Raw genomic sequence first — 25,833 nt, forward strand, 5'->3', positions numbered from 1 at the left:
GCGTGAACGGCGATAGCACGCCTATGCGCCCGACGGCGGGTCTTTGCACTATAAATGCCGCTACGACCGTTATGCCGCCCAATTATTACATAACGGCAATCAAAAAATAGCCATTTGACTATTTGCTGCACTGCACAGACCCAAGCAATCCGAAAGCTTTCCAAGCTTTAATTTTTCGTCGGGCAGAACTGTGATAGATTGCAAACCATCAGCGTTCATAAATTCGCGTTAAAGGGACAGAATTACCGAACGTTAGCGGCAACGGCGATGTGATGGATTGCGGCGAAGCTCGTCTTTGTTGTGCGACGCAATAAATACACTTCACCCGTGACCGCGTTTCCTGCAACTCGCCTCGACCGGTTCTTTAATATGAAAAAATTCTGGCTTCCCCTCGGCCTTCTCGTCGTCGCAGCCCTTGCCGTATGGGGCTATCGCGACCGTATTCCTTTCCTCTCCGCAATTGTCGATCAGGCCTCCGCTGAAACCAAAGACAATACCAAGACGCCTGCGAAAGGCGGGCAGAAACATCAGGCCCTGACCTCGGTCGTCAAGACGGCCGCGGTGGAGAAGAGACTTCTGCCGAACGACATTACAGCGACCGGCTCGGCCGTGGCGCAAAATGCCACGACGATCGCGGCGCAGGAATCGGGCATCATCACATCGATCGAGGCACAAGACGGCGCGATGGTGAAGGCCGGCGACCTGATCGCCAGGCTGGATGCGCGGACCGCGCAGGCCGCTGTCGACAAGGACCAGGCGACCATCGCCAAGGATCAGGCGACCCTCGTGGCCGCGGAATCAGCCCTGACCCGGGCCAAGAGCCTGCTTGCAAACGCGGGAACGCAACAAACCGTCGATCAGGCAGTGGCAGCCCGCGATACCGCGGCGGCCGACGTCAATGCCGACAAGGCCCAGCTGGCATCCGATCAGGTGCTGCTGGAGAACACCCAAATCCGCGCACCCTATGACGGTCGCCTCGGGAACGTCGTCCCCAGCCCCGGCGCCTATGTGACGCCCGGCACGGCGATCGTGACCATCACGCAGTACAATCCGATCTATGTGCAATTCCACATGCAGGAAAATCAGCTGCGGGAATTGGAGGAATCGCTGAAGGGCGGCACCGTGCCGGTCAGCACCGTTCCGAACTCAAGCAAGGGTAAATCCCGCCAGGGCGCGGTCAGCTTCTTCGACAATACGGTCGATCCTTCTTCCGGCACCATCCTCGTCAAGGCGAAGTTCGACAACGCCAATGGCGCAATGTGGCCTGGCCGCTCCGTCAATGTCGTCGTTCATCTCACAGACAACGATCCTGTGATCGTTGCGCCGACGGTTGCGATCAGCCCCGGCCCCGATGGCTTCTATGCCTATGTCGTCAAGGACAACAAGGTTCATCTGACCCCGGTCACGGTAGAACGGGAAAACGGCGCCTACACCGCAATTGCCAAAGGCCTTTCGGAGGGAGATCATGTCGTTGTCGAAGGGCAGGTGCAGCTGATCGACGGCCAGAACGTCGTCGAACAGTTCAGCGACGAAAAGTCTGAAAACGTCGCTGCGGCCAGCGATCAGTCGAGCCAGAAGAGCGAAACGATTTCGGTTGGAGCACAGCAATGATCCCACAATTCTGTATCCAACGACCGGTAGCGACCACGCTTCTGGCGCTGGGTGTGGTTATGGCCGGCCTTGCCGGCTACCAGCTCCTGCCCGTCGCGGCTCTGCCCCAGGTGGACTTTCCGACCATCAACGTTTCGGCGCAGTTGACTGGCGCCTCGCCGCAGACAATGGCGACCTCGGTTTCCACGCCGCTGATCAAGCAGTTCGAAACCATCCCAGGCATCAGTGAAATCTCGGCGACGAACTCGCTTGGCAATACGAGCATCGTGCTGCAGTTCGATCTCAACCGCAGCATCGACGCCGCGGCCGCCGACGTTCAGGCCGCAATCTCGAACGCGACGCGTCAATTGCCCAACAACCTGACCACGCCGCCGGGTTACAAGAAGACCAACCCGGCCGATGCGCCGATCATGCTGCTTGCCGTGCAGAGCGACACGATGCCGCGCAGCAAGCTCGATGAAATTGCCGAAGACATCATCTCGCCGTCGCTGTCGACGCTTCCTGGCGTTGCGGAAGTGACTGTCTATGGCGCGCAGACCTACGCCGTGCGCGTCGAAGTCGATCCGAACAAGCTTCAGGCCCGCGGTATCGGCATCGACACCGTCAACACTGCGATCGTCAATGCCAACAGCCAGGTTCCGGTCGGCACTCTGCAGAACAACAAGCAGAGCATGACGCTTAATGCCAACACGCAGAATACCAATGCCGCACAGTTCAAGTCGCTGGTGATTGCCAATCCCAACGGCGCGCCGATCCATCTGAGCGATGTCGCCGACGTGCAGGATAGCGTGCAGAATACCAATGCGGGCTCCTGGTACGACGGCAAGCAAGCGATCATTCTCGCCATCCAGCGTCAGCCGGACGCCAATACCGTCGACGTGGTCGATGCGATCAACGCCAAGCTGCCGCAACTCCATGCGGAAATTCCGGCCTCGGTGCAGACGCATGTCATGAACGACTCGGCACAGCCGATCCGCGATGCGATCAAGGACGTCAAATTCACCCTGCTGCTGACGATCAGCCTCGTCGTTCTCGTGATCTATCTCTTCACGGGCCACGTCACCGCCACGATCATCCCGGGCCTTGCCGTGCCGCTGTCGCTGATTTCGACCTTCGGCATGATGTATGTGCTCGGCTACAGTATCGACAACATCTCACTACTCGGATTGACGCTCGCCGTCGGCCTTGTGGTGGACGATGCGATCGTCATGCTGGAAAACATATTGCGGCATGTCGAAGAAGGCATGCCGGTGTTGCAGGCGGCGATCAAAGGCTCGGCCGAAGTCAGCTACACCATCATTTCCATGTCCATCTCGCTGATCGCGGTGTTCATCCCGATCCTGCTGATGGGCGGCGTCGTCGGTCGTATCTTCAACGAGTTCGGCATGGTCGTCGCCATCGCCATCGTGTCTTCCGCGATCGTGTCGCTCACGGTCACGCCGATGCTGAGTTCGCGCCTGTCGGCCGGTCACAGCCAGCCTCCCTATCCGGTGCGCCTCTTCAACCGCGGCTTCGACTGGACCCAGCGCGGCTACGACAAGGGCGTCGCCTGGTGTCTGCGCAATCGCGGCATCGTTCTCTTGAGCTTCCTCGGCTCGGTGGCACTTTCGGTCTATCTCTTCATGGTATTGCCGGCGAGCTTCTTTCCGACCGAAGACATCGGCCGCCTGCAAATCTCCACCCAGGCGCGGCAGGATATCTCCTATCCGGCGATGCGAGACCTGCAGAACCAGGCAGCGGCGCTTGTCAAGCAGAACCCCGCCGTCGACCACGTCATGTCAATCGTCGGCGGCAGTGTCCGCCAGCCGTTGAATAACGGCACCATGTTTGTCCAAATGAAGCCGAAGGACCAGCGGCCGCCGCTGGACCAGACGCTGCGCGAACTGCGCACCAGCATCGCCACCATACCCGGCATCAAGGCCTATATTACGCCGCAGCAGAGCCTGCGTTTCGGTGGCCGTCAGACTGCCAGCCAGTATCAGCTCGTCATCCAGGCGCTGAGCGCCGACCAGACCAATCTCTGGGCAAACAAGATGCTGGATGCGATGCGTCGCGACCCGAGCTTCACCGACGTTGCCTCGGACGAGCAGAACAACGCTCTGCAGGCCAACATCGTGATCGACACGCAAAAGGCCGCCCAATACGGGATCAACAACAATCAGCTGCGCACGACGCTGGAGGAAGCGTTCGGCGGTTATGATGCCGCGCAAATCCAGACTACCGGCGACAGCTACGACGTCATGGTCGAATTCGACACCAGCAAGCCTTGGGACGACCAGAGGCTGCAAGACATCCACGTTGCCTCGTCAAACGGTGCGTTGGTTCCCTTGTCCGATTTCGCCCATGTCCAGCGCACAACCGGCCCAGTCACGATCAACCAGACTGGTCAGCTCGTGTCGACCACGGTCTCCTTCAACCTGCCGGCCGGCGAAGCGCTTGGCGACGCCACGGCACGGATCGATCAGATCAAGAAGGACATCAACATGCCGGCGGACATCTTCACGTCCTACGGCGGCACCGCACAGATCTTCCAGCAGTCGCAGGGCAGCACGCCTTACCTGATCCTGGCCGCCGTGCTGACGATCTACGTGGTCCTTGGCGTTCTCTATGAGAGCTTCATCCACCCGCTGACCATTCTTTCCGGCCTGCCGGCTGCCGCTCTCGGCGCGCTGCTTGCCTTGAAGGTCTTCGGCTTCGACCTGTCGATCATCGCGCTCATCGGCCTGCTGATGCTGATCGGTATCGTGAAGAAGAATGCGATCATGATGATCGACGTGGCCCTCGAAACGCTGCGCTCGAGTACGGGCATATCGCCCGCGGAAGCGATCCATGAAGCCTGCGTCCGCCGTTTCCGCCCGATCATGATGACGACCTTCTGCGCCCTGCTCGGTGCCCTGCCGATCGCCGTCGGCGGCGGTGCGAGCTCCGAGCTTCGCCAGCCGCTCGGCATCGCGGTTGTCGGCGGCCTGGTGGTCTCTCAGCTTCTGACGCTGTTCATCACGCCCGTCATCTTCCTCGAGATGAACCGCCTCAACGACTTCCTCGGCCGTTTCGGCAAGCGCAAGGACAGCGATCCGCATCACAAGGACCCGCCAGCGGCCATCGCCGCCGAATGACATCAGCGGGCGCTCAAGGGCGCCCGTTTCCTTTTGAGAAAGACGAAATGCACTGCATGTCGCGCATAGCCGACAGAGGCAGCGCGGGGGCAAATAAAGGCGCCACTACGTCTTGAACTTGAAGCCCAGCCATGTCATGACGCGCCCTCTTTGCGACAAGGTGCGTTATGCGCCGCATAGGGGCCTTCCAAGGACTCGGCCCCAATCCAGACAATTTAGACGGAAGGGAGTGCGGGCATGGCTCGGGCGCTTGGTTTTGACTTCGGCACGACGAATACGGTCCTGGCGATGGCCGATGGGTCTGCGACGCAATCGGTCGCCTTCAACAGCGCTGTCGGCACGGCCGACAGCATGCGCACGGCGCTCTCCTTCATGAAGGACCCGGGGCTGGGTGCGGCGGCGTTGAAGGTCGAGGCCGGGCATGCAGCCATCCGGCAGTTCATCGACAATCCCGGCGACTGTCGCTTCCTGCAGTCGATCAAGACCTTTGCGGCAAGCGCCCTCTTCCAGGGCACGCTGATCTACGCCAAGCGCCATAGTTTCGAGGACCTGATGGAAATCTTCGTGCGTCGCCTGCGCGCCTATGCCGGAGAGGGATGGCCGGAGAACGTCTCGCGCATCGTCACCGGGCGACCGGTGCACTTTGCCGGCGCCAACCCGAACCCGGCCCTTGCCACCGAACGCTACAACGCCGCGCTGTCGCGTTTCGGCTTTCCGGAGATCCATTATGTCTACGAGCCTGTGGCGGCCGCCTTCTATTTCGCACAGCATCTGAAGAAGGATGCGACGGTGCTCGTCGCCGATTTCGGCGGCGGTACGACCGACTATTCCCTCATCCGCTTCGAAACCCATGGCGGAAAGCTGACGGCATCCCCGATCGGCCATTCCGGCGTCGGCATCGCCGGCGATCATTTCGACTTCCGGATGATCGACAACATCGTCTCGCCGGCGATCGGCAAGGGCAGCTTCTTCAAGAGCTTCGACAAGCTGCTTGAAGTGCCCACATCCTATTACGCCAATTTCGGCCGCTGGAACCAGCTTTCAATCTTCAAGACCTCGCGCGAATATGCCGATCTGAAGACGCTGGTGCGCAGCAGCCTGGAGCCGGAGAAGCTGGAAACCTTCATCGAACTCGTTGAGCATGACGAAGGTTATCCGCTCTACCAGGCCGTATCGGCAACGAAAATGGCGCTTTCGAGCGAGGAAGAGGCCGAATTCAACTTTCCGCCGCTTGGCAAGGCCGGCCGCAAGCACGTTCGTCGCGCCGACTTCGAGACGTGGATTGCGGAAGATCTCACCCGCATCGAAGGGGCACTGGACGACGTGCTGACGACCACGAACACATCGCCCGATGCGATCGACAAGGTGTTCCTGACGGGCGGCACCTCCTTCGTGCCGGCGGTGCGGCGCATCTTCACGGAGCGCTTCGGCCAGGAGCGCATCGAGACGGGCGGCGAATTGCTGTCGATCGCCCATGGTCTTGCGCTGATCGGCGAGCGCGAGGACATCGCACAGTGGACGGCTTGAGATAGCCGACCACCCTGCCCTTTCGTTCCCGCGCCGCTTTGGCTAGAGTTTGCTCATGATCTCCGCCAGCGACCTCACACCAGCCGAACTTGCCGCCCTTCTGCATTTTCATGCGGATGCCGGCGTCGACTGGCTGCTGGAAGAGCAACCGGTAGACCGTTTTGCGGAATTCGAAGCGATGCGTGCCGCAAGACAGGGCGCACGGGCAGCGCAGCCACGGACCGAAGCTCCGGCACCGGCTCCACGCTCGCAACCCGAGCGCCGTCAGGCCGCAAGACCAGCGGCTTCTCCTGCTGCTGCGCCACCGCCGCGGGCCGCGCCCGCCATTCCCGATGAGCAGGCTGTGGAACAGGCCCGATTCGCGGCCGAGAGCGCTCGGTCGCTCAGCGAATTGAAAACCGCGATCGAAGCCTTCAATGGATGCAATCTCAAGAACAGCGCCCGCTCGACGATCTTTGCCAGCGGCACGCCGGAAGGCCGGATCATGGTGATCGGTCCGATGCCGAGCGCCGACGACGATCGCGAGGGTGCGCCATTTGCCGGCCGCGCGGGACAACTGCTCGACAGGATGCTCGCCGCCATCGGCCTACAGCGTGATGCGATCCTGCTTGCCAACGTCATCCCGTGGCGACCACCCGGCAATCGAGCCCCTTCTCCACCCGAAATCGAGATATGCCGCCCGTTCATAGAACGGCAGATCGCACTTGCCGAGCCGAAGGCTATCCTATTGCTCGGCAATTTCACCGCCCGGCATTTCTTCGGGAGTATCGAAACCATTCATGGATTGCGCGGACAATGGCGGGAAATCAGCATTCTCGGCCGAACCGTGCCTGCCATTGCCAGCCTGCACCCCCAGGAACTGCTGACCGCCCCGATCAACAAGCGCCTGGCCTGGAGCGACCTGCTGGCCTTCAAGAATTATATCGACGCTGAAATATTAGGCTGATTTTCGCTAGAATTAATGAAAAATGACAGTTGCCATGCGTTTTTCACATGGCAGTATTCTTTTGTTGTGCATTGCAAAACTCATGTTGCGTTGCAATATATCGGGGTGTCTTGGGAGGAATCTCAAAAGGAACCAAGGCCATGACTGCACGTTTTCGTCCTATTCACTGCGGGTTTGACACCCTGCGCCGCGCCATAGAGCCAGTTCGCGCCACAAGCGGACATCGCAACCTCGGCATCGCCGCCAATGAGCAGATGACCGCACGCGGCACCGGCGTTTCGGCTCGCGTCAGCCGTCCGACGACCATTTTCGCGGATTTCCGCGCCTGCTGATCGACAGGCGCGCATGACGCGCGCGATTCAGCATAATGTTTGACTATCAGGAATTATATCATGTCTTCGGGTTTGCGTTCATTCATCGCCCTCTTCGATTCCGTCGGCCACATCGGCTCGGCGGTACGAGCTGCTGAGGAATTCGAGCGCGCGCGCAATTTTCGCAAGGACGAAGGCCGCGATTCACGAGCCGCTCGGATCGCAGCGGCCGGCATTCCTCTTTGAAATCTGGCCGGCAGAACGCGCTGCGCGTTACAGGCCAATCGCGCGCCGGACCGGTTAGTTTCCCCTCCCCGCTATCTGCCGCTGCATGAGCTGAAGAAACAGCAACGCAGGCTGCGCAAAACTGTGTGGCCGCTCCCGGATAGCGGACTTGGAAAATCCATAACCTAAATCCGGGAAGCGAATCCCAACGACCGCAATGCGCTTCAGGCGGAGCGCGCCCAGGCGAAAGCCTCGTCGACCGCCATCAGTTTGATGGCCTGCCATCCGCAATATTCATCCAGAAAATTACGCGATATCCACATGCGCGTCTTTTTGGCTTCGTCATGCCAACCGATATCGCCGCGGTCGGCAGACTTACGCAGAAGACGCTGCAAATGGGTGCGCGATATCATGAAATGCGCCGCTAGGGCTCGCGCGTCGACGCGACCGATATCGATCCGATCGCCGGCCTCTCCGGTAAGGTCCAGCTTGGACATGATGTAATCGACGACAAGGCCACCGGATTCCGTCCAAAGAAACAGGCCGACGCTTTCGGGAGGTTCGCGCCAGATATCGGTCGCCAGGCAATTGCGAGCCATGCGTGGCTGCGCCCGGTCCATCAGCATCGGCGCGGAAGCCAGCGCCGCCGCACGACCACCATCGTCGATCAGATCGAGCGCCGCCAGATTGGCAAGATACCAACCGAACATCGCCGAGTAGGTGGTTTCAGTCGGCACGTAGCGGCGCGGGCGACGTGCAGGACCTGGAGCCAACTCCAGAAAGCGATAGGTCAGCAACTCCTCAACGAAACTCAGGACCGTATTGCGGCTGGCGACGCGGTAATGCGTGATGAGGTTGCGCAAGGCGACAACGGTCAGGCCCGAGCCCGGAATCGTGGAATCATATTCAAGATGAAGCGCATAGGCTGACTGGCTCAAAAGCCAGCGCTGATGCGAGGCAAGCATGCGTGCAACCCTCGGGCCGCTATCATAGCGATTACGCAATGCCTCGGAGAGAAAGCGCAAGGCCACTACGAACCTGGGATGACGAGCGAGTTGCTCGATAGAAAAACTCAATCGGGCCTCCTTGGGGTGCCCTTCTTAAAAAGCGACAGAAAGAGGATGTTTCATTTTTGTGAACAAAATCACCGGAATCGATCATAATTCCGATATCTAATAGCATGCTATAGTTATGCAAACGGTCTTATATCGCAAGGGGTTAAACAAATAATTTACTTTAAATTATTGTTTCCCTACCGTAACAGCCTGCATTTTATGGCAATGCAGTCATGATGATCGTTCTGAACGGCATGGTAGCAATTGTACTGCGGGCCTGCAAATGCAGGCAGAGAATTGCCGCCTGTCGAGCCAATAGCTGAAACGAAAGCGGTGCCACGGACGAATACTTTCTGTGCCGTAACAAAACATGTCGATGTTGCGATATGACTTTAACTTTGGTTCAGATTTCGATGTAATGATGCCGCCACTTTCAGTCCGGAGGAGGGCTTCGGACAGTGCCCGCCATAGCATAGCCTGATCAGGATAGACCATGCGAACAGACACCGGCCAGATCGTCAATCTGGCAGACTATCGCCCCACCGACTTCGTTCTGGAACGCGTGGACCTCACCTTCGATCTGCATCCGACAGAGACCAAGGTGGAGGCTCGGCTGATCTTCCATCGCCGCGAAGGCGTGGATCCTCAGGCACCCCTCGTGCTCGATGGCGACGAACTGGTCCTTTCCGGCCTGCTGCTCGATCAGGGGGAACTTCCGGCTGCACAATATGATGCGACACCCGAGAGCCTGACCATCCGCGATCTGCCCGAAAGCACGCCCTTCGAGCTGACGATCACCACCGTGATCAACCCGGAAGCCAATACGCAGCTGATGGGACTCTATCGCACCGGCGGCATCTATTGCACGCAATGCGAGGCCGAAGGCTTCCGCCGCATCACCTATTTTCCCGATCGCCCGGACGTGCTCGCGCCCTATACGGTCAACATCATCGCCGACAAGGCCGCCAACCCGCTGCTGCTGTCGAACGGCAATTTCCTCGGGGGCGCCGGCTATGGCGAAGGCAAGCACTTCGCTGCATGGTTCGACCCGCATCCGAAGCCGAGCTATCTTTTCGCGCTCGTCGCAGGTGATCTGGGCGTTGTCGACGACACGTTCACGACCCTGTCCGGCCGCGAAGTCGCGCTGAAGATCTATGTCGAGCATGGCAAGGAGCCGCGTGCCGCCTACGCCATGGATGCGCTGAAGCGTTCGATGAAGTGGGACGAAGAGCGGTTCGGCCGCGAATATGATCTCGACATCTTCATGATCGTTGCCGTCTCGGACTTCAACATGGGAGCGATGGAGAACAAGGGCCTCAACGTCTTCAACGACAAATACGTGCTGGCCGATCCCGAGACCGCGACCGATGCCGACTATGCCAATATCGAAGCCATCATCGCCCATGAGTACTTCCACAACTGGACCGGCAACCGCATCACTTGCCGCGACTGGTTCCAGCTCTGCCTCAAGGAAGGCCTGACCGTCTATCGCGATCACGAATTCTCGGCCGATCAACGCTCGCGTCCGGTGAAGCGCATCGCCGAAGTGCGCCATTTGAAGTCGGAACAGTTTCCGGAGGACAGTGGCCCTCTCGCCCACCCCGTCCGCCCGACGACTTATCGTGAAATCAACAATTTCTATACGACAACAGTCTACGAGAAAGGCAGCGAAGTCACGCGCATGATCGCGACGCTGCTCGGCCGGGATCTGTTCAAGAGGGGCATGGACCTCTATTTCGACCGGTACGACGGCCAGGCCGTGACGATCGAAGATTTCGTAAAATGCTTCGAGGATGTCAGCGGCCGCGATCTTGCGCAGTTTTCGCTGTGGTATCATCAGGCCGGAACGCCTCTCGTCACCGCATCCGGCGCCTATGATGCCGATGCCAAGACATTCACATTGTCGCTCGAGCAAATGGTGCCGGCAACGCCGGGCCAGACCGCGAAGAAACCGATGCATATTCCGCTGCGCATGGGCTTGCTCACGGAAAGCGGCGCCGCCATTACGCCGGCATCCGTTACCGGAGCGGAGTTGACCGACGACGTATTGCACCTGACGAAGCAGACACAGACCGTGACCTTCCACGGCATTCCGTCACGGCCGGTCCTGTCTCTCAATCGCAGCTTCTCGACGCCGATCAATCTGCAATTCAGCCAGAGCACCGGCGATCTCGCATTGATCGCGCGCTACGAGACCGATCATTTCGCCCGTTGGCAGGCACTGATCGACCTCGGCCTGCCCAATCTTCTGCAGGCGGTGCGCGATGCAGGCCAAGGCCTTGATATCACCTGCGATCCAGCCTTCACCCACGCATTGATCGCAGCCGCGGCCGACGCAAGCCTCGAGCCGGCTTTCCGCGCTCAGGCGCTTGCCCTGCCGAGCGAGGCCGATATTGCCCGCGAGCTTGGCGGCAATAACGATCCGGACGCCATTCATGCCGCGCGTCAGACGATTATCAAGCTGGTGGCGGAAGCTGGACAGGATGTCTTCACCGACCTCTATGACGGCATGCGGACGCCAGGCCCCTTCACCCCGGATGCGGCGAGTGCCGGCCGCCGCGCCTTGCGCAATGCGGCTCTCGGCTATCTCTCCCAACTGGACGAGACGCCGACACGAGCGAAGGCTGCCTATGACGCTGCCAACAACATGACCGACCTCAGCGCCGCGCTGACCATTCTGGCGCAGCGCTTCCCGGATTCGGCAGAGACGGCGGCAGCGCTAGCGCATTTCCGTGACCGCTTCGCAGACAATGCCCTCGTCATCGACAAATGGCTCGCCATCCAGGCGGCGATACCCGGCGCCGGCGCGCTCGAGCGCATTCGGCTGCTGATGGAAACGCCCCTCTTCAAGCGCACCAATCCGAACCGCGTGCGCGCGCTCGTCGGCACCTTCGCCTTCGCCAACCCGACAGGTTTTGGCCGGGCAGACGGCGCCGGATACAATTTCCTGGCCGACGAAATTCTCGAGATCGATCAGCGCAATCCGCAGCTTGCCGCGCGCATCCTGACCTCGATGCGTTCCTGGAGGCTGCTCGAACCGGTGCGTGCCGACCACGCCCGCTCGGCACTGATACGGATCGAGCGTTCGAACAATCTCTCGACCGACGTGCGCGATATCGTGGACCGCATCCTCAAGGAGTGATCTGAAGCGCTCGCGTCACCGATTTTGAAGGCCGATTTGCATCGGCCTTTTCAGCTTCAACGAGTCCCGAATTCATGCAACTTACCGCTGCGTGTGTAAAATATACTGAAATTGCAGATGGTTAAGAAAGTTTTACTTCACCCTCTGGACAAGCCGAATCACGAATGATTCATTAAGGCAGATTCGGGCGAGCGGCGCAGCGAATCATACGAGGGACAAGGCTAAAGCGATGGTGGACGTGCGGCGGGCAACCGCGGCCGATGGACGGCTGCGTGTTAATTTCGACGGTCTGAAATCCTGGCATAGCGGCGTTACCGATCGAACCGGAGTGCGGATGGAGACGATGTCTCGTCGCTTCCCGCAGACGGAGCATATTCTCAAGCGCATCATTCCGGTCCTCATCGTTTCCTTCCTGATGGTCGTCGCCGCATCGCATTTCTTCGGCATGATCACCGAGCATAGCCGGATGGCGGCTTCGGCTCGCCGCACGACGTCGCTCTCGATTGCCGCCGCATCCGCCGCCTTTTCGAACGACGCCAGCCTGTTCCAAGCCGGCGACCGCAGCGGCGCGGAACGTAAGCTGTCCTCCTACCTGCCGCAGGATCGGCTGGATACCGGCGCCTTCGTGCTGCTGGTGCAATCGACAGGCCGGGTATTCGGCTCTTCCGCCGCCGGCTCGGGCTATATCGGCATGCTGGTCTCCGATTTCTTTCCGGAAGTGACGGCCATCCGCAGTTTCGGCGACCATGCCGGCGTGATCGAGACGATGATCGGCGGCGAGCCCTATTATGCGGCGATCTCCCTGATCGGCGACAAGGGCGATTTCATTCTCTCGGCCGCATCGATGGATCAGATCGACAAGCTCTGGCGCGACGAGCTGACGTTGAACGTCACGCTGTTTGCCGGCATTTCCTCGATCCTGCTCGTCATTCTCTACGCCTATTACACCCAAGTTAGGCGGGCCCGCGACGCGGACGAGATCTTCCTCGAATCCAACCTGCGGGTCGAGACGGCGCTGTCTCGCGGGCGCTGCGGCCTTTGGGATTTCGATTTCACCAGCCGCCAGTTTTTCTGGTCGCGGTCGATGTACGACATGCTCGGGCTTCCGGTCGCCGACAAGCCGCTCGCCTTTACGGATGCCGCCCGGCTGATGCATCCCGACGATAACAGCCTGCATATGCTTGCCCGCACCGTCACCCGCGGCAATGCCGGCCAGGTGGATCAGATCCTGCGCATCCGCCACGCCAAGGGGCATTATGTCTGGATGCGGGCCCGCGCCCAGGTCATCCGCACCAATTCCGGCCGCGTGCACATGATCGGCATCGCCATGGACGTCACCGAGCAGCATCGGCTTGCCCAGCGCTACGCCGAGGCCGACCAGCGCCTCGCCGACGCCATCGAATGCACGTCCGAAGCCTTCGTGCTATGGGACAAGAATGATCGCCTCGTCATGTGCAATGCGCATTACCAGCAGGCCTACGGACTGCCGGACACCGTGCTCGTACCGGGCACGGAACGCGCCGTCGTCAATGCGGCGGCAGCGCGTCCGGTCATCGAGCGCCGCATCGTCGATCCCGGCCGTTCCAACCATTCTCAGACAACCGAAGTGCAGCTTGCCGATGAACGCTGGCTGCAGATCAACGAACGCCGCACGCGTGACGGCGGCCTCGTCTCCGTCGGCACCGATATCACCCAGCTCAAGCGCAACCAGGAACGCCTTCGCGAGTCCGAGCGCCGGCTGATGGCAACCATCAACGATCTCTCCGCCTCCCGGCAGATTCTGGAAAAGCAGAAGGCGGAGCTTTCGACCGCCAACACCAACTATCTCGCGGAAAAAGAACGCGCCGAAGCCGCCAACAGGGCGAAATCGGAGTTCCTCGCCAACATGTCGCACGAGCTGCGTACGCCGCTCAACGCAATCCTCGGCTTCTCGGAAATCCTGCAGGACCAGATGTTCGGTCCGCTCGGCTCCGCCCGCTACAACGAATATGCCAAGGACATTCACGACAGCGGCAAGCATCTGCTCAACGTCATCAACGACATTCTTGACATGTCGAAGATCGAAGCCGGGCACATGAAGCTCTCCTGCGAGCAGATCAATCTCGCACCGCTCATCGAGGAATGCCTGCGTTTCACCCGCATTCCGGCCGCGCAGAAGAACATCCTCGTCGAACAGACCATTCCATCCGACATCAAGTTGAATGCAGATCGGCGCGCGATGAAGCAGATCGTGCTCAACCTGCTCTCCAATGCCGTGAAGTTCACCAATGATGGCGGTCGCATCGCGGTTCGTACGCGCAGAACCGAGGATGCGGTCATGCTCGTCATCGCCGACACGGGCATCGGCATTCCGAAATCGGCACTGAGCAAGATCGGTCAGCCCTTCGAGCAAGTGCAGAGCCAATATGCCAAGAGCAAGGGCGGCTCCGGTCTCGGGCTCGCCATTTCCCGGTCGCTGACAGCGCTCCATCACGGTCGCATGCGCATCCGCTCGCGCGAAGGCATCGGCACGGTGATCGCGATCCGCATCCCGGATCAGCGCTAAAGCGCGTCGCGACCTTTCAGATTCGGTTCTGGCGCTTTAGGCCCTTGATTTTGCGCATGTCGTTATCGCAAAACCGCTGCGCACTTTTGCGCGACATGCTTTAGCTTCCGACCGTCGCCTGGAACACCTTGCGCACCGCCTTCGACAAGCGCTTCAACTCCGCTTCCAGCGTGCGGATGTCCGGGCAGTCGCCGGCGCGGCAAACCAGTTCGATCAGGCCGGACGGCGTATTCTTCGGATCGAAGGTGCCGTCGATGCAGAGGCGGATCAGCTGCGACACTTCCGTATAAAGGTGCAGGGCCTTGAGGCAGACGTCCAGATCATTGCGGTCCATCAGGCTGCCGCCGAGCAATTTCAGCGCTTCGGCCGTGCTGAGGCCGTTTGCATCGATGCCGACGCCGCGGACGGGCGCGATCAGGCGCAGATATTGCGCGATGAATTCGATATCGATCAGGCCGCCGGGGATGAGCTTCAGATCCCAGATGCTCTCCGCCGGCTTTTCCTGCTCGATGAGCGCACGCATCTCGCGGACATCCTTGGCGATCTTGGTAACGTCTCTCTTTGTCGAAAGAACCTCGCCGATGACGCGTTCGGCATCGTTCACCAATTCCTCGTCGCCGCAGATCAGCCGCGCCCGCGAAAGCGCCATGTGCTCCCAGGTCCAGGCTTCCTCGCGCTGATACTTCTCGAAGGAGTTAATGCGCGTGGCGACCGGGCCCTTGTTGCCCGAAGGCCGCAGGCGCATGTCGACCTCGTAGAGCACCCCCTCGGCCGTCGGCGCGGAAAGAGCGGCAATCAGGCGCTGGGTGATGCGCGTGAAATAACGCATGGCGTCCAGCGGCTTGGGACCGGAGGATTCTCCTGCCGCATCGTCGTAGTCATAGAGGAGGATAATATCGATGTCGGAGCCGGCCGAGAGTTCGAAACTGCCGAGCTTGCCCATTCCGACGACGGCAACCCGGCCGCCGGGATATTCGCCATGGGCCGCACGTATTTCCTGCATGACGGCGTCCAGCGCTGCCTCAACGATCAGATCGGCAAGGAAGGTAAAGGCGCGGGCCGCCATGATGCCGCCGATCGCACCCGTCAGCAGCCGAATGCCGATCAGGAAGCGTTGTTCGGACGCAAAGATGCGCAGCAGGTCCAGCGTCTCTTCATAATGCCTTGCCGGAGCCAGAAAGCTCTTCAAGCGTTCGGCCAGATAATCGCGCGTCGGCAGCTCGGCCATGAGCCTCGGGTCCAGCATGCCGTCAAAGACATGCGGCTTGGCTGCGATGATCTCGGCAAGTCGCGGCGCCGACGACATGATGTTGACGATCAGCGAAAGCAGCGCCGGATTGGTGCTGAGCAGCGAAAAGAGCTGGATGCCCGCCGGCAGGCCGGATATGAAGCTGTCGAAACGCAGCAACGCCTTGTCGGCCCGTTTGCTTTCGCCGAAGACCCGCAATAGCTCCGGCGTCAGTTCCGTCAGCCGTTCGCGCGCTTCGACCGATTGCGTGGCGCGATATCGGCCGTAATGCCAGGTGCGGATGACATTGGCGATGTCGGACGGCCTTTCGAAGCCCAGGCGGCGCAGCGTCTCCAGCGTATCGGGATCGTCGCCCTGGCCGGTAAAGACCAGATTGCCCGTTTCGGACGAAAGCTTGGTTTCCTGCTCGAACAGGCGCGCATAACGACGCTCGACCGTCTTCAATGTCGCCACCAGCGCTTCGGAAAAGCTCGGCACATCGGCGAAACCCATCATGTACGCGATGCGCCGAAGCTCCGCATCTGTTTCCGGCAGCAGATGCGTCTGCTCGTCGCGCACCATCTGGATGCGATGCTCGACATCACGCAGGAACCAGTAGGCCGCGGTCAGTTCGTCGCGCGTTTCCGCATCGATCCACTTCGCCTCGGTCAGTTCCGAAAGGGTTTGCTCCGTCGAGCGCGAACGCAATGCCGGCATGCGGCCGCCGGCGATCAGCTGCTGCGTCTGCACGAAGAACTCGATCTCACGGATGCCGCCGCGGCCAAGCTTGACGTTGTGGCCCTTGACCGCGATCGCCCCATGTCCCTTGTGCACATGGATCTGGCGCTTGATGGAATGGATGTCTGCAATCGCGGCATAATCCAGATACTTGCGGAAGACGAAAGGCACGAGATCGCGGATGAAAGCCTGACCGGCGGCAATGTCGCCACCAACGGGACGCGCCTTGATGAAGGCGGCGCGCTCCCAGTTCTGGCCCCTGCCCTCATAATAGATCATCGCAGCGTCCACCGGGATCGCAAGCGGCGTCGAGCCGGGATCGGGACGCAGACGAAGATCGGTGCGGAAGACGTAACCGTCCGCCGTACGTTCCTGCAGGATGCGCACCAGCCGCCGCATCAACCGCGGAAAGATGTCGATCGCGTCATCCGGATCGGGAACGATGCCCGCCATCTCGTCGAAGAAGACGACCAGATCGATATCGGAGGAATAGTTCAGCTCTTCCGCGCCGAGCTTGCCCATGCCGAGCACGATCAGGCCGGATCTTTGGCTCGGCGCGGCAGGATCGGGAATCACGATCTTGCCGGCCTCGTGCGCCGACAGCAGCAGATGATCGATGGCAGCGGAGATGGAAGCCTCCGCAAGCCTGCTCAGCCAGCGCGTCGTCACCTTGCCATCGTAGATGCGCGCGAGATCGGCGAGCGCGACCAGAAACGAGGCGCGGCGCTTGGCGATACGCAAACGGCTCATCACCTCGGATTCGGAAGGAGAAGCGTCTTCGCCTTCCGCCGGCAACCAGGCGCGCCTGGCTGCCTCGACCAAGGCTTCGATCTGCGGCGACAACGGCTTCTCGATCGCGGCGACGAGCAGCCGCGGTTCGAGATTGGCGATTTCTCGCAGATGAGGAGAAAGGGCAAGCGCGGCGACGACAAAATCCCGCAACGGGCTCTCGCCTGCAAGCAGATCGGCGACGACAGGCTCAGCCCCGGCAATCTGCTTGAGATCCGCAAGCGTAGACTTCGCTTCCGTCTGGTTCAGCGGGCGCAACCGTCCGGGCGAAACATCCCGCAGCAAGTCGCTTTGCGTCGTCGTCATGCAGTTCTCCCCAACAGCAGGCGGATACTGCAGGATTAACCTATTGTTTCTGCATGGGGAAGATCATGGTGACCGTTAATCCCTTTGCATCCGGACTATCGGGAACGGTGTCCGAAAGCTCCAGCCGGCCGCCATGCAACTCCATGACGGCCTCCACCAGCGCCAGGCCAAGGCCCGTACCCGGCTTGGAGCGGCTCTCGTCCAGACGGAAGAAGCGCTTGACGACATCGGCGCGCTGATGCGCGGGAATGCCTGGCCCGTGGTCGGCGACCGCAAGCGTCACGGCTTCACTCGTATGCGCCAGCTTGAAGGTGATCGTCTGCTCGCCATTGCAGCCCGTCGCATATTTGAGGGCGTTGTCGATCAGATTGAAAAGCGCCTGGCCAATGAGCTCGCGATTACCCTGCACCTCGACCTCGGGCGGGATATCAGCCGTCAACGTCAGGCCTGCTTCCTCGGCGACCGGCTCATAGAGTTCGGCCGTATCGGCAACGATGGAGGACAGGTCGACGGCCGTCATTTCGGCAGCCACCGATCCCGCCTCGACGCGAGAAATCATGAGGAGCGCGTTGAACGTGCGGATCAGCTGATCGGATTCGCCGATGATACCCTCAAGCGCGGTGCGGCGACCGTCGGTGTCGGCATTGTCGAGCGCATCGGCGGCCTTGTTGCGCAGGCGCGTGAGCGGAGTCTTCAGGTCATGCGCGATATTGTCGGAGACCTGCCGCAGCCCCTCGTTCAGTTTCTCGATGCGCCCGAGCATGGCGTTCAGCGATGCGGACATGCGGTCGAATTCGTCGCCGGAGCCGCCGACGGGCAGGCGCTGCGAGAGATCGCCCGCCATGATCTTGCGACTGGCATCCGTCATGCGGTCGATGCGCTTCAGCGCGTTGCGGCCGATACCAAACCAGATGACCAGCGCGCCGAGACCCATGATCGCCAGAGCCAGCATCAGCGCCTGGCGCACCAGCACACGGAACCGTTCCGGCTCGCCAAGGTCGCGGCCGATCAGGATGCGCAGACCATTGTCGAGGATGAAGATATTGGCGATCGCCAAGTGCTGGCGCTCCGGATCGTTGGAGGCGTCGGTATAGCGCTCATAGATGAAGGGCAGTTCCGTCCAACCGGCGGCGCCAAGCACGCCAGGCTGCACCGAGGCGACGTTACCGGCCAGGATATCGCCGGAGGGGCCAGCAATGACATAAAGGTTGGCGCCTGGCTGGCGCGCACGCCGCTCCATGGTGCGCAGAAGCAGGTTCAGCCCGCCGATGTCGTACGCGCGCTTGACCTGATTGACCTCCTGCTGGACGGCGTCGCGGATCTGCCCCGTCAGCAGCCGTTCGGACATGGCCGTGACGTAAAAGACAAGCGTCGCGGCGCAAAGCGCAAAGAGAAGGATGTAAAGGGCTGAAAGTCGGACTGCAGTGGACTTGAAGAGGACGCGGAAGCGGCTCATCCCTCGTCCTTGATCATGTACCCGGCGCCGCGGATCGTCTTCAGCAACGGCTGGCTGAAATCCTTCTCGATCTTGGAACGCAGGCGCGAAACGTGGACGTCGATCACATTCGTCTGCGGATCGAAATGATAGTCCCAGACATTTTCGAGCAGCATGGTGCGGGTCACGACCTGGCCGGCATTCTTCATCAGATATTCCAGCAGGCGGAATTCGCGCGGCTGCAGCAGGATTTCCTTGCCGCCACGGCGCACCTCATGCGAGAGGCGATCGAGTTCGAGATCGCCGACACGGTAGAGAACATCCTGCTCCGGCGTACCCTTGCGGCGGCCGAGCACCTCGACACGTGCCAGCAGCTCGCTGAAAGCATAGGGCTTCGGCAGATAATCGTCGCCGCCGGCGCGCAGGCCCGTGACGCGATCGTCGACCTGGCCGAGCGCGGAAAGGATGAGGACCGGCGTATGCACGCCCTTGCGGCGCAGTTCGCTGATGACGGACAGCCCGTCGCGTCGCGGCAACATGCGATCGATGATGGCGACATCGTAGGTGTTCTCGGTGCCCATGAAGAGACCGCTCTCGCCGTCGCTCGCGTGATCGGCAATGATGCCTGCCTCGCGAAACGCCTTGGTGAGATAGGCCGCCGCTTCGAGATCGTCTTCGATGATCAGAATCTTCATGTGAGCGACATTACCTGCCGAGGCAGCCTCGGCACAACCAGAATCGGAAGAGTTCACGGCATGTTGGCCAGCGGTTGTCATCTTTCACCTGCCTTGGAGCCAGTCATCTTTGACATGTTCAAAAAGGAAGCCGCGCAAGCCGTGGCCTGCGCGGCTTCCCAAATGCATTCTATCGACTGAGGAGATCAGCCGGCGTTGATCGGCAGGGCAACGAAGCGGCTGCCGTCACCGGACTGAATCTGGAACAGGGCGCGCGTGCGGCCGTCCTTCTTCGCCTGCTCGATGACCTTGGCGATGTCGCCCGCGTTCGAAACCTGCTGGTTGTTGACCGAGGTGATCTTCTCGCCTTCCTTCACGCCCTTGTCGGCGGCATCGGAGTCGGGGTCGACCGCAGTGATCGCGACCCCCTTGCCATCATCGGAGGGGCCGACGGTAAGACCGAGGTCGGCGAGAGCCTTTTCAGAAGACGGCTGCTGCGGCTGCTGATCTTGCTGAGAATCGTCGTTGGAAGCTTGGTTCTGATCGGCCGGCAGCGTGCCGAGCTCAACCGTGACCGACTGCGACTTGCCGCCGCGCCACAGCGAAACCTCGACCTTGGAGCCCGGCTGCATGGCGCCGATGCGGCGCGCGAGATCGCGCGGGTCCTTGACCGGATCGCCATTGACGGCAGTGACGACGTCGCCGTTCTTGATGCCGGCCTTCTGGCCCGGCGAACCGTCCTGCGGGGAAACGACGAGCGCACCGCTCGCTTCGGAAAGGCCGAGGGATTCGGCGATATCCTTGGTGACGGGCTGGATCTGTACGCCAAGCCAACCGCGCGAAACCGTGCCGGTCTTGATCAGATCGGTCACGACGTCCTTGGCGGTGGTGGCCGGAATGGCGAAGGCGATGCCGACGCTGCCGCCCGACTGCGAGAAGATGGCCGTATTGATGCCGACCACCTGACCGTTGAGGTTGAAGGTCGGGCCGCCGGAATTGCCCTTGTTCACCGGCGCATCGATCTGAATGTAGTCGTCATAGGGGCCGGAATGGATGTCGCGGCCGCGAGCCGATACGATACCTGCGGTCACCGTGCCGCCGAGACCGAAGGGATTGCCGACGGCAACGACCCAATCGCCGACGCGGACCTTGGAGTCGTCGGCCCAGCCGACATAGGTGAACTTCTTGCCTTTGGGATCGACCTTCAGGACGGCAAGATCGGTGCGGCTATCCTTGCCGACGAGCTTGGCATCGAGTTCGGTGCCATCATTGAGGACAACGACGAAGGCGGCGCCGTCGGAAACGACGTGATTGTTGGTGACGATGTAGCCATCTTCCGAGACGAAGAAGCCGGACCCTTGAGCGACCGGGCGCAGTCGGCCCTTGTCCTCGGGGCTCTTGGGCTGGTTCTGGCCATGCTGCTGACCGCGGCCCTGCTGCTGTTCGAACTGGCGGAAGAACTTCTTCAGCGGGTGGTCATCAGGAAGATCATCGAAGCCACGGCCGAGACCAAAGGAATCATCGTCATCGGCAACCGGGTTGATACGGGATTCGACACGAACCGAAACGACGGCCGGCGACACTGCATCCACCACATTGGCAAAGCTCGGAACCTGCGGCGCCTGAACATTGACGGCATCGGCGTAGGCACCGGTGACCACAGCCGGAACACCCGTAGCCAGAGCAGCGACAGCGAGGCCGGCGACGACGGAAGCCTTCATAGCGGTGCTGCGGGACAAGGTGTCCTTGATATTCCTGAACATATGCGAGTTACCTCTTCTTTTCTCGTCGGATTTGCGCCGGCGCAACCGGCTATGGTTCGTCATGGTACAGATATAGGGCGTGACACCTTACAGCGAACTGTCCGCCCCATGAAAAATTCGTAATGTAAGGAAATCGTTGCAATGACGTGACGAAAGATGACGGCCGCGTCACTTTCCCAGGATGTCTTTCAATTGCGCTTCTTCCTCGGCGCTCAGGGGTCTGCCGGTGGGTTTGCCGGCACGACGGCGCGCATAGACGGCAAGGGCCAGTCCGCCTACGACGAAGAGCACGATCGGCGCGCCCCAGAGAATATAGGTCTTTTCACTCAGGCGCGGCTTGAGCAGGACAAATTCGCCATAGCGGGAGACGATATAATCGAGCACCTGCTGATCGCTATCGCCATCGGTGAGGCGCTTGCGCACGAGCAAGCGCAGGTCGCGGGCGAGATCGGCGTTGGAATCATCGATGGATTGATTCTGGCAAACCATGCAGCGCAACTCAGCGGAGATCGTTCGCGCCCGCGCTTCCATAGCCGGATCGGGCAGGACCTCATCCGGATTGACGGCAAAGGCGCTCATCGGCAACAGAAGCCCGACAAGACAGAGAAGCACCCTCATGGTGCCGCCGAGACCCCGAAAGCGGGCAAAGCGCGATCTCGCCCGATCGCTGCTCATTCGGCGGGCTCCATCGCCGGGCGAACCGGCTTCGCCTTGCGGCTCGGCGCGCCGACGCGCAGGCGGCGATCACTCAGCGATACGAAGCCGCCAATCGCCATGACGAGTGCCCCCATCCAGATGCAGAGGATGAACGGCTTCCACCAGATGCGCACGACCATACCGCCATCCTGGCTGGCGTCGCCGACCGATACGTAGAGTTGATTGAGACCCAGTGTCAGAATGCCGGATTCGGTGGTGGCCGTGCGGCTCGCGGTGAAGACACGCTTGGAAGACGACATTTCAGCAAAGGCGACTCCGCCGCGGCTGATCGTGAAATGTGCTCGATCCTCCGTATAGTTCGGGCCGACCGCCGGCTGCATCCCGTCGAAACGCAGGCTGTAGCCGCCCAGCTCCGCCGTCTCGCCCGGCTTCATGCTGGTAATATGTTCCGCCTCGAAGGTCGTCACAGCGACGATGCCGAGTACGGTGATACCAAGACCCGCATGGGCAAGTGCCGTGCCGAAAGCAGAGCGCGGCAGCCCGCTCAGCCGGCGCCAGGCGACACCGGCCGCCACCTTGCCGACGCCGGCGCGATACCAGAGATCGGCCAAGGCACCGAAGACCAGGAAGAAGCCGGCGGCGAGGCCGAGAGCAGCCAACACCGGTCCGCCGTGCTTGATATAGAACAGGACAAGGCCCGCCAGGAATGCAAGGCCCGCGACGACATAAAGCCTCTGCAGCGCGCCGAGAAGATCGCCGCGTTTCCATGCAAGCAGCGGGCCGAACGGCACGGCGATCAGGATCGGCGTCATCAGCAACCCGAAGGTCATGTTGAAGAAGGGCGGGCCGACGGAGATCTTGTCGCCGGTCAGCGTTTCGAGGGCGAGCGGATAGAGCGTGCCGGTCAGCACCGTGCCGCAGGCAACTGTCAGGATCAGATTGTTCAGCACCAGCGCGCCCTCGCGCGAGATTGGCGCGAACAGGCCGCCGGCGGCAAGCTTCGGCGCGCGCAGGGCAAAGAGCGACAGCGCACCGCCGATGAAGACGAGGAGAATGCAGAGAATGAAGATGCCGCGTGTCGGATCGCTGGCGAAGGAATGCACTGATGTCAGCACGCCGGAACGGACGAGGAAGGTGCCAAGCAGCGAGAGCGAGAAGGTCAGGATCGCCAGCAGCACCGTCCAGATTTTCAGGGCGTCGCGCTTCTCCATGACCAGCGCAGAATGCAGTAGGGCGGTGCCGGCAAGCCAGGGCATGAAGGAGGCATTTTCCACCGGGTCCCAGAACCACCAGCCGCCCCAGCCGAGCTCGTAATAGGCCCAGTAGGAGCCCATGGCGATGCCGAGCGTCAGGAAGCTCCAGGCGGCCAATGTCCATGGCCGCACCCAGCGCGCCCAAGCGGCATCGATACGGCCTTCCAGAAGCGCTGCAACGGCAAAGGAGAAGCAAACGGAGAAGCCGACATAACCGAGATAGAGCAAAGGCGGATGGATCGCCAGCCCGATATCCTGAAGAATGGGGTTGAGGTCCTTGCCCTCGGCAGGTGCCGGGTTCAGTCGAATGAAGGGATTGGACGTGAGCAGGATGAAGACCAGAAAGGCCGAGGAGATCCAGGCCTGCACGGCAAGCACGTTGGCGCGCAGCACGTCAGGCAGATTGCGTCCGAAAAGCGCGACGAGCGCGCTAAACAGAGCCAGGATCAGCAGCCAGAGCATCATCGATCCCTCGTGATTGCCCCATACGCCGGAAATCTTGAAGATCTGCGGCATCAGCGAATGGGAATTGGCCCAGACGTTGAGGACGGAGAAATCGGAGGCGACGTAAGCGTAGGTCAGCACGGCGAAGGAGAAGGCAACCAGCAGGAACATGACGATCGAGCCGATCGGCGCGATATCCATCATCGACACGTCACCGCGCCGGGCACCGATCACGGGCAGGATGGAGACGATGAGGGCGGTCGCGAGCGCCAGCACCAGGGCATAATGTCCGAGCTCGATGATCATTGGCTGGCCTCCTCGCCCTTCCACACGCCATCGGCTTTCAGCTTGTCGGCGACCTGCTTCGGCATGTAGCGCTCATCATGCTTGGCGAGCACGCTGTCGGCAACGAAAACGTCGCTGCCCGGCTCGAACTTGCCTTCGGTCACGACCCCCTGCCCCTCGCGGAACAGATCCGGCAGGATGCCGTCATACTTGACCTTGATCGTATCGGTACCATCGGTCACCGTGAACTGAACCTGCGTGCCCTGACCACGAACGATCGACCTCTCGCCGACAAGGCCGCCCAAGCGGATCAGCGTTCCGGCGCCGACCGGCGTCTTGGCCAAATCCGCTGGCATGTAGAAATAGGCGACCGACTGGCTGAAGGCGAAGAGGACGAGCAGCACGGCGGCGGCTATGAAACCCATGCCGCCGGCAATGACTGCCAGGCGTTTCTGCTTGCGGGTCATTGCTGCGTCACCTCCGTCGGCAGTCCCAATTCCTTGGCCAGCGCCAGAAGCTGCTGACCTTCTCCTCCATCGGCCGGGAAAGCCGCAAGGCCGCGCTTCAGCGCGTCCACGGCACGATCCCGGTCGTTCAAGACGGCGTAGGAGCGGATCAGCCGCATCCAGCCTTCGAAATTCTTCGGGTCTTCCTTGAGCTTGGCATCAAGGCTATCGACCATGCCCCGGATCATCTGCTGGCGATCGCCGCTGCTCAGCGCATTCGCCGCGGCGACATCCTCCGCGGTTGGATTGCCGGGAGCGTTGGCATTCGCGGATGCCACGGCCTGGCCCCCATTCTTGACGATATGCTCGTTAACGGCGGCGAGCCAGGGCGCACTCGGCGGCGACTGTTTCGCCAGAGCCTCGAAGGCCGTCTTCGCGTCCGCTGCCTTACCCTCCTGTTCCAGCGCCAGTGCCAGATAGAAAAGCGTACGGGGATTTGCGGCATCGAGCGCCAGCGACTGCTGCAGCACACCCCGCGCCTCCGCCGTCACGACCCCGTTGGCCTTCACCACGAGAACTTCACCCAGATCGCCGAGACGCGCAGCATTCGGCCCCAACAGGCGGATGACGTTGCGATAGGCAAGCTCGGCATCGCCGATACGGTTTGTCTTGAAGTAGATCGGCGCGAGAACCTCCCAGCCCTTGGCGTCATCCGGGTTCCTGGCCAGATGCTGCTCGATCTTGACGATCGAAATGGCGAGATCGTTTCCGGGCTTTTCAAGCCGCGCTTCCAGCGGTTGCGCCGGCAAGCCGGGATCGCCATTGGCGAGATAGAGACAGAGGCCTACGGCCGGAAGAATGACAATGATGAAGGCCTGGGCGAGACGATAGCCACCATGAACAGGCGATTTCGCCTCCGTCTTCTCGTCCTTGGCGGCCGCAATGAGACGCCGGCCGATCTCGGCGCGGGCATAGCCGGCCTCTTGCACCGAGATGAGACCACCAGCCAGATCGCGGTCCAGCTCGCGAAGCTGATCCCGGTAGACCTCGGCCTCTCCGGAACGACAGTCCTCCGCCTCTTTCGCACCACGCAGAAGAGGGTAGAGCAGCACAGCGCCGACAACAGCCGTCAGAACGGCCACGAGAATCCAGAACAGCATAAACGCCCAATACTTTAACGGCGCGCTTATTCCAACCGGGAAAGGCTATCTGACGAAGATTTGAGGCGTTTGGCCGCGCTTGGCGTATGTTTTTCCAGGCAGGTGCACAGTGCCCAAAGATCGAATGAAACGACGATTGACCCAATATCCGAGAGCAGTTCGACAGCGCAACGGCCT

The 25,833-nt window shown here is 61.0% G+C and carries 17 protein-coding genes; 8 read left to right on the plus strand and 9 right to left on the minus strand.

What is annotated here, in order from left to right:
• The first annotated feature begins 369 nt into the window (after nucleotides 1-369).
• The 6 genes from BJ928_RS01675 (at nucleotide 370) to BJ928_RS38690 (ending at nucleotide 7,757) form a co-directional block, all read left to right on the plus strand.
• A complete protein-coding gene (locus tag BJ928_RS01675; RefSeq protein ID WP_047627304.1) occupies nucleotides 370-1,611 on the plus strand; it encodes an efflux RND transporter periplasmic adaptor subunit in 1,242 nt (413 codons plus the stop codon).
• On the plus strand, nucleotides 1,608-4,727 hold the full coding sequence (locus tag BJ928_RS01680; RefSeq protein WP_047627306.1) for an efflux RND transporter permease subunit: 3,120 nt from the start codon (nucleotides 1,608-1,610) through the stop codon (nucleotides 4,725-4,727). The genes BJ928_RS01675 and BJ928_RS01680 overlap by 4 nt, the downstream gene beginning before the upstream one ends.
• 237 nt (nucleotides 4,728-4,964) lie before the next feature.
• The gene (locus BJ928_RS01685) at nucleotides 4,965-6,254 is read left to right on the plus strand and encodes an Hsp70 family protein (RefSeq protein WP_047627308.1); all 1,290 of its coding nucleotides are present in this window, start codon (nucleotides 4,965-4,967) and stop codon (nucleotides 6,252-6,254) included.
• A 55-nt stretch (nucleotides 6,255-6,309) separates the two neighbouring features.
• On the plus strand, nucleotides 6,310-7,200 hold the full coding sequence (locus tag BJ928_RS01690) for a uracil-DNA glycosylase (RefSeq protein WP_047627310.1): 891 nt from the start codon (nucleotides 6,310-6,312) through the stop codon (nucleotides 7,198-7,200).
• Between the two features lie 140 nt (nucleotides 7,201-7,340).
• Complete coding sequence (locus BJ928_RS01695) at nucleotides 7,341-7,532, plus strand: hypothetical protein (RefSeq protein WP_047627312.1); 192 nt, start codon at nucleotides 7,341-7,343, stop codon at nucleotides 7,530-7,532.
• 60 nt (nucleotides 7,533-7,592) lie between these two features.
• Entirely contained in the window at nucleotides 7,593-7,757 is a 165-nt protein-coding gene (locus BJ928_RS38690; protein ID WP_183079350.1) for a hypothetical protein, read from the plus strand.
• A 203-nt stretch (nucleotides 7,758-7,960) separates the two neighbouring features.
• Here the strand turns inward: BJ928_RS38690 and BJ928_RS01700 are convergent, their stop codons facing one another.
• Nucleotides 7,961-8,812: a hypothetical protein gene (locus BJ928_RS01700; protein WP_047627314.1), complete on the minus strand. Its 852-nt coding sequence runs from the start codon at nucleotides 8,810-8,812 to the stop codon at nucleotides 7,961-7,963.
• Nucleotides 8,813-9,284: 472 nt separating this feature from the next.
• On the opposite strand from BJ928_RS01700, the gene pepN reads away from it, so the two are divergent.
• Both pepN and BJ928_RS01710 read left to right on the plus strand, forming a co-directional pair.
• The gene (pepN, locus tag BJ928_RS01705; RefSeq protein WP_047627315.1) at nucleotides 9,285-11,933 is read left to right on the plus strand and encodes an aminopeptidase N; all 2,649 of its coding nucleotides are present in this window, start codon (nucleotides 9,285-9,287) and stop codon (nucleotides 11,931-11,933) included.
• 229 nt (nucleotides 11,934-12,162) lie between these two features.
• Nucleotides 12,163-14,478 (plus strand): PAS domain-containing sensor histidine kinase, encoded by a 2,316-nt coding sequence (locus BJ928_RS01710; protein ID WP_047627317.1) that lies wholly within the window; start codon nucleotides 12,163-12,165, stop codon nucleotides 14,476-14,478.
• Between the two features lie 100 nt (nucleotides 14,479-14,578).
• Here BJ928_RS01710 and BJ928_RS01715 read toward each other — a convergent pair whose 3' ends face one another.
• The 8 genes from BJ928_RS01715 to ccmI form a co-directional block, all read right to left on the minus strand.
• Nucleotides 14,579-17,539: a bifunctional [glutamine synthetase] adenylyltransferase/[glutamine synthetase]-adenylyl-L-tyrosine phosphorylase gene (locus BJ928_RS01715; protein WP_047627318.1), complete on the minus strand. Its 2,961-nt coding sequence runs from the start codon at nucleotides 17,537-17,539 to the stop codon at nucleotides 14,579-14,581.
• Between the two features lie 40 nt (nucleotides 17,540-17,579).
• Nucleotides 17,580-18,995: an ATP-binding protein gene (locus BJ928_RS01720; RefSeq protein WP_047627320.1), complete on the minus strand. Its 1,416-nt coding sequence runs from the start codon at nucleotides 18,993-18,995 to the stop codon at nucleotides 17,580-17,582.
• Nucleotides 18,992-19,669 carry a response regulator transcription factor gene (locus BJ928_RS01725; RefSeq protein ID WP_197070111.1) on the minus strand — a complete coding sequence of 226 codons (678 nt, stop codon included), beginning with the start codon at nucleotides 19,667-19,669 and terminating at the stop codon, nucleotides 18,992-18,994. Before BJ928_RS01725 ends, BJ928_RS01720 begins: the two co-directional genes overlap by 4 nt.
• A 185-nt stretch (nucleotides 19,670-19,854) precedes the next feature.
• Nucleotides 19,855-21,411: a Do family serine endopeptidase gene (locus BJ928_RS01730; protein ID WP_047627323.1), complete on the minus strand. Its 1,557-nt coding sequence runs from the start codon at nucleotides 21,409-21,411 to the stop codon at nucleotides 19,855-19,857.
• Nucleotides 21,412-21,579: 168 nt separating this feature from the next.
• The gene (locus tag BJ928_RS01735) at nucleotides 21,580-22,029 is read right to left on the minus strand and encodes a cytochrome c-type biogenesis protein (RefSeq protein ID WP_047628724.1); all 450 of its coding nucleotides are present in this window, start codon (nucleotides 22,027-22,029) and stop codon (nucleotides 21,580-21,582) included.
• Nucleotides 22,030-22,082: 53 nt separating this feature from the next.
• Entirely contained in the window at nucleotides 22,083-24,071 is a 1,989-nt protein-coding gene (locus BJ928_RS01740; protein ID WP_047627324.1) for a heme lyase CcmF/NrfE family subunit, read from the minus strand.
• Nucleotides 24,068-24,517 carry a cytochrome c maturation protein CcmE gene (gene ccmE, locus BJ928_RS01745; RefSeq protein ID WP_047627326.1) on the minus strand — a complete coding sequence of 150 codons (450 nt, stop codon included), beginning with the start codon at nucleotides 24,515-24,517 and terminating at the stop codon, nucleotides 24,068-24,070. The genes BJ928_RS01740 and ccmE overlap by 4 nt, the downstream gene beginning before the upstream one ends.
• Nucleotides 24,514-25,656 (minus strand): c-type cytochrome biogenesis protein CcmI, encoded by a 1,143-nt coding sequence (gene ccmI / locus BJ928_RS01750; protein ID WP_047627328.1) that lies wholly within the window; start codon nucleotides 25,654-25,656, stop codon nucleotides 24,514-24,516. Before ccmI ends, ccmE begins: the two co-directional genes overlap by 4 nt.
• Between the last annotated feature and the right edge of the window lie 177 nt (nucleotides 25,657-25,833).

Source organism: Rhizobium sp. WW_1 (genome assembly GCF_003610155.1).
Lineage (GTDB): Bacteria > Pseudomonadota > Alphaproteobacteria > Rhizobiales > Rhizobiaceae > Rhizobium > Rhizobium tropici_A.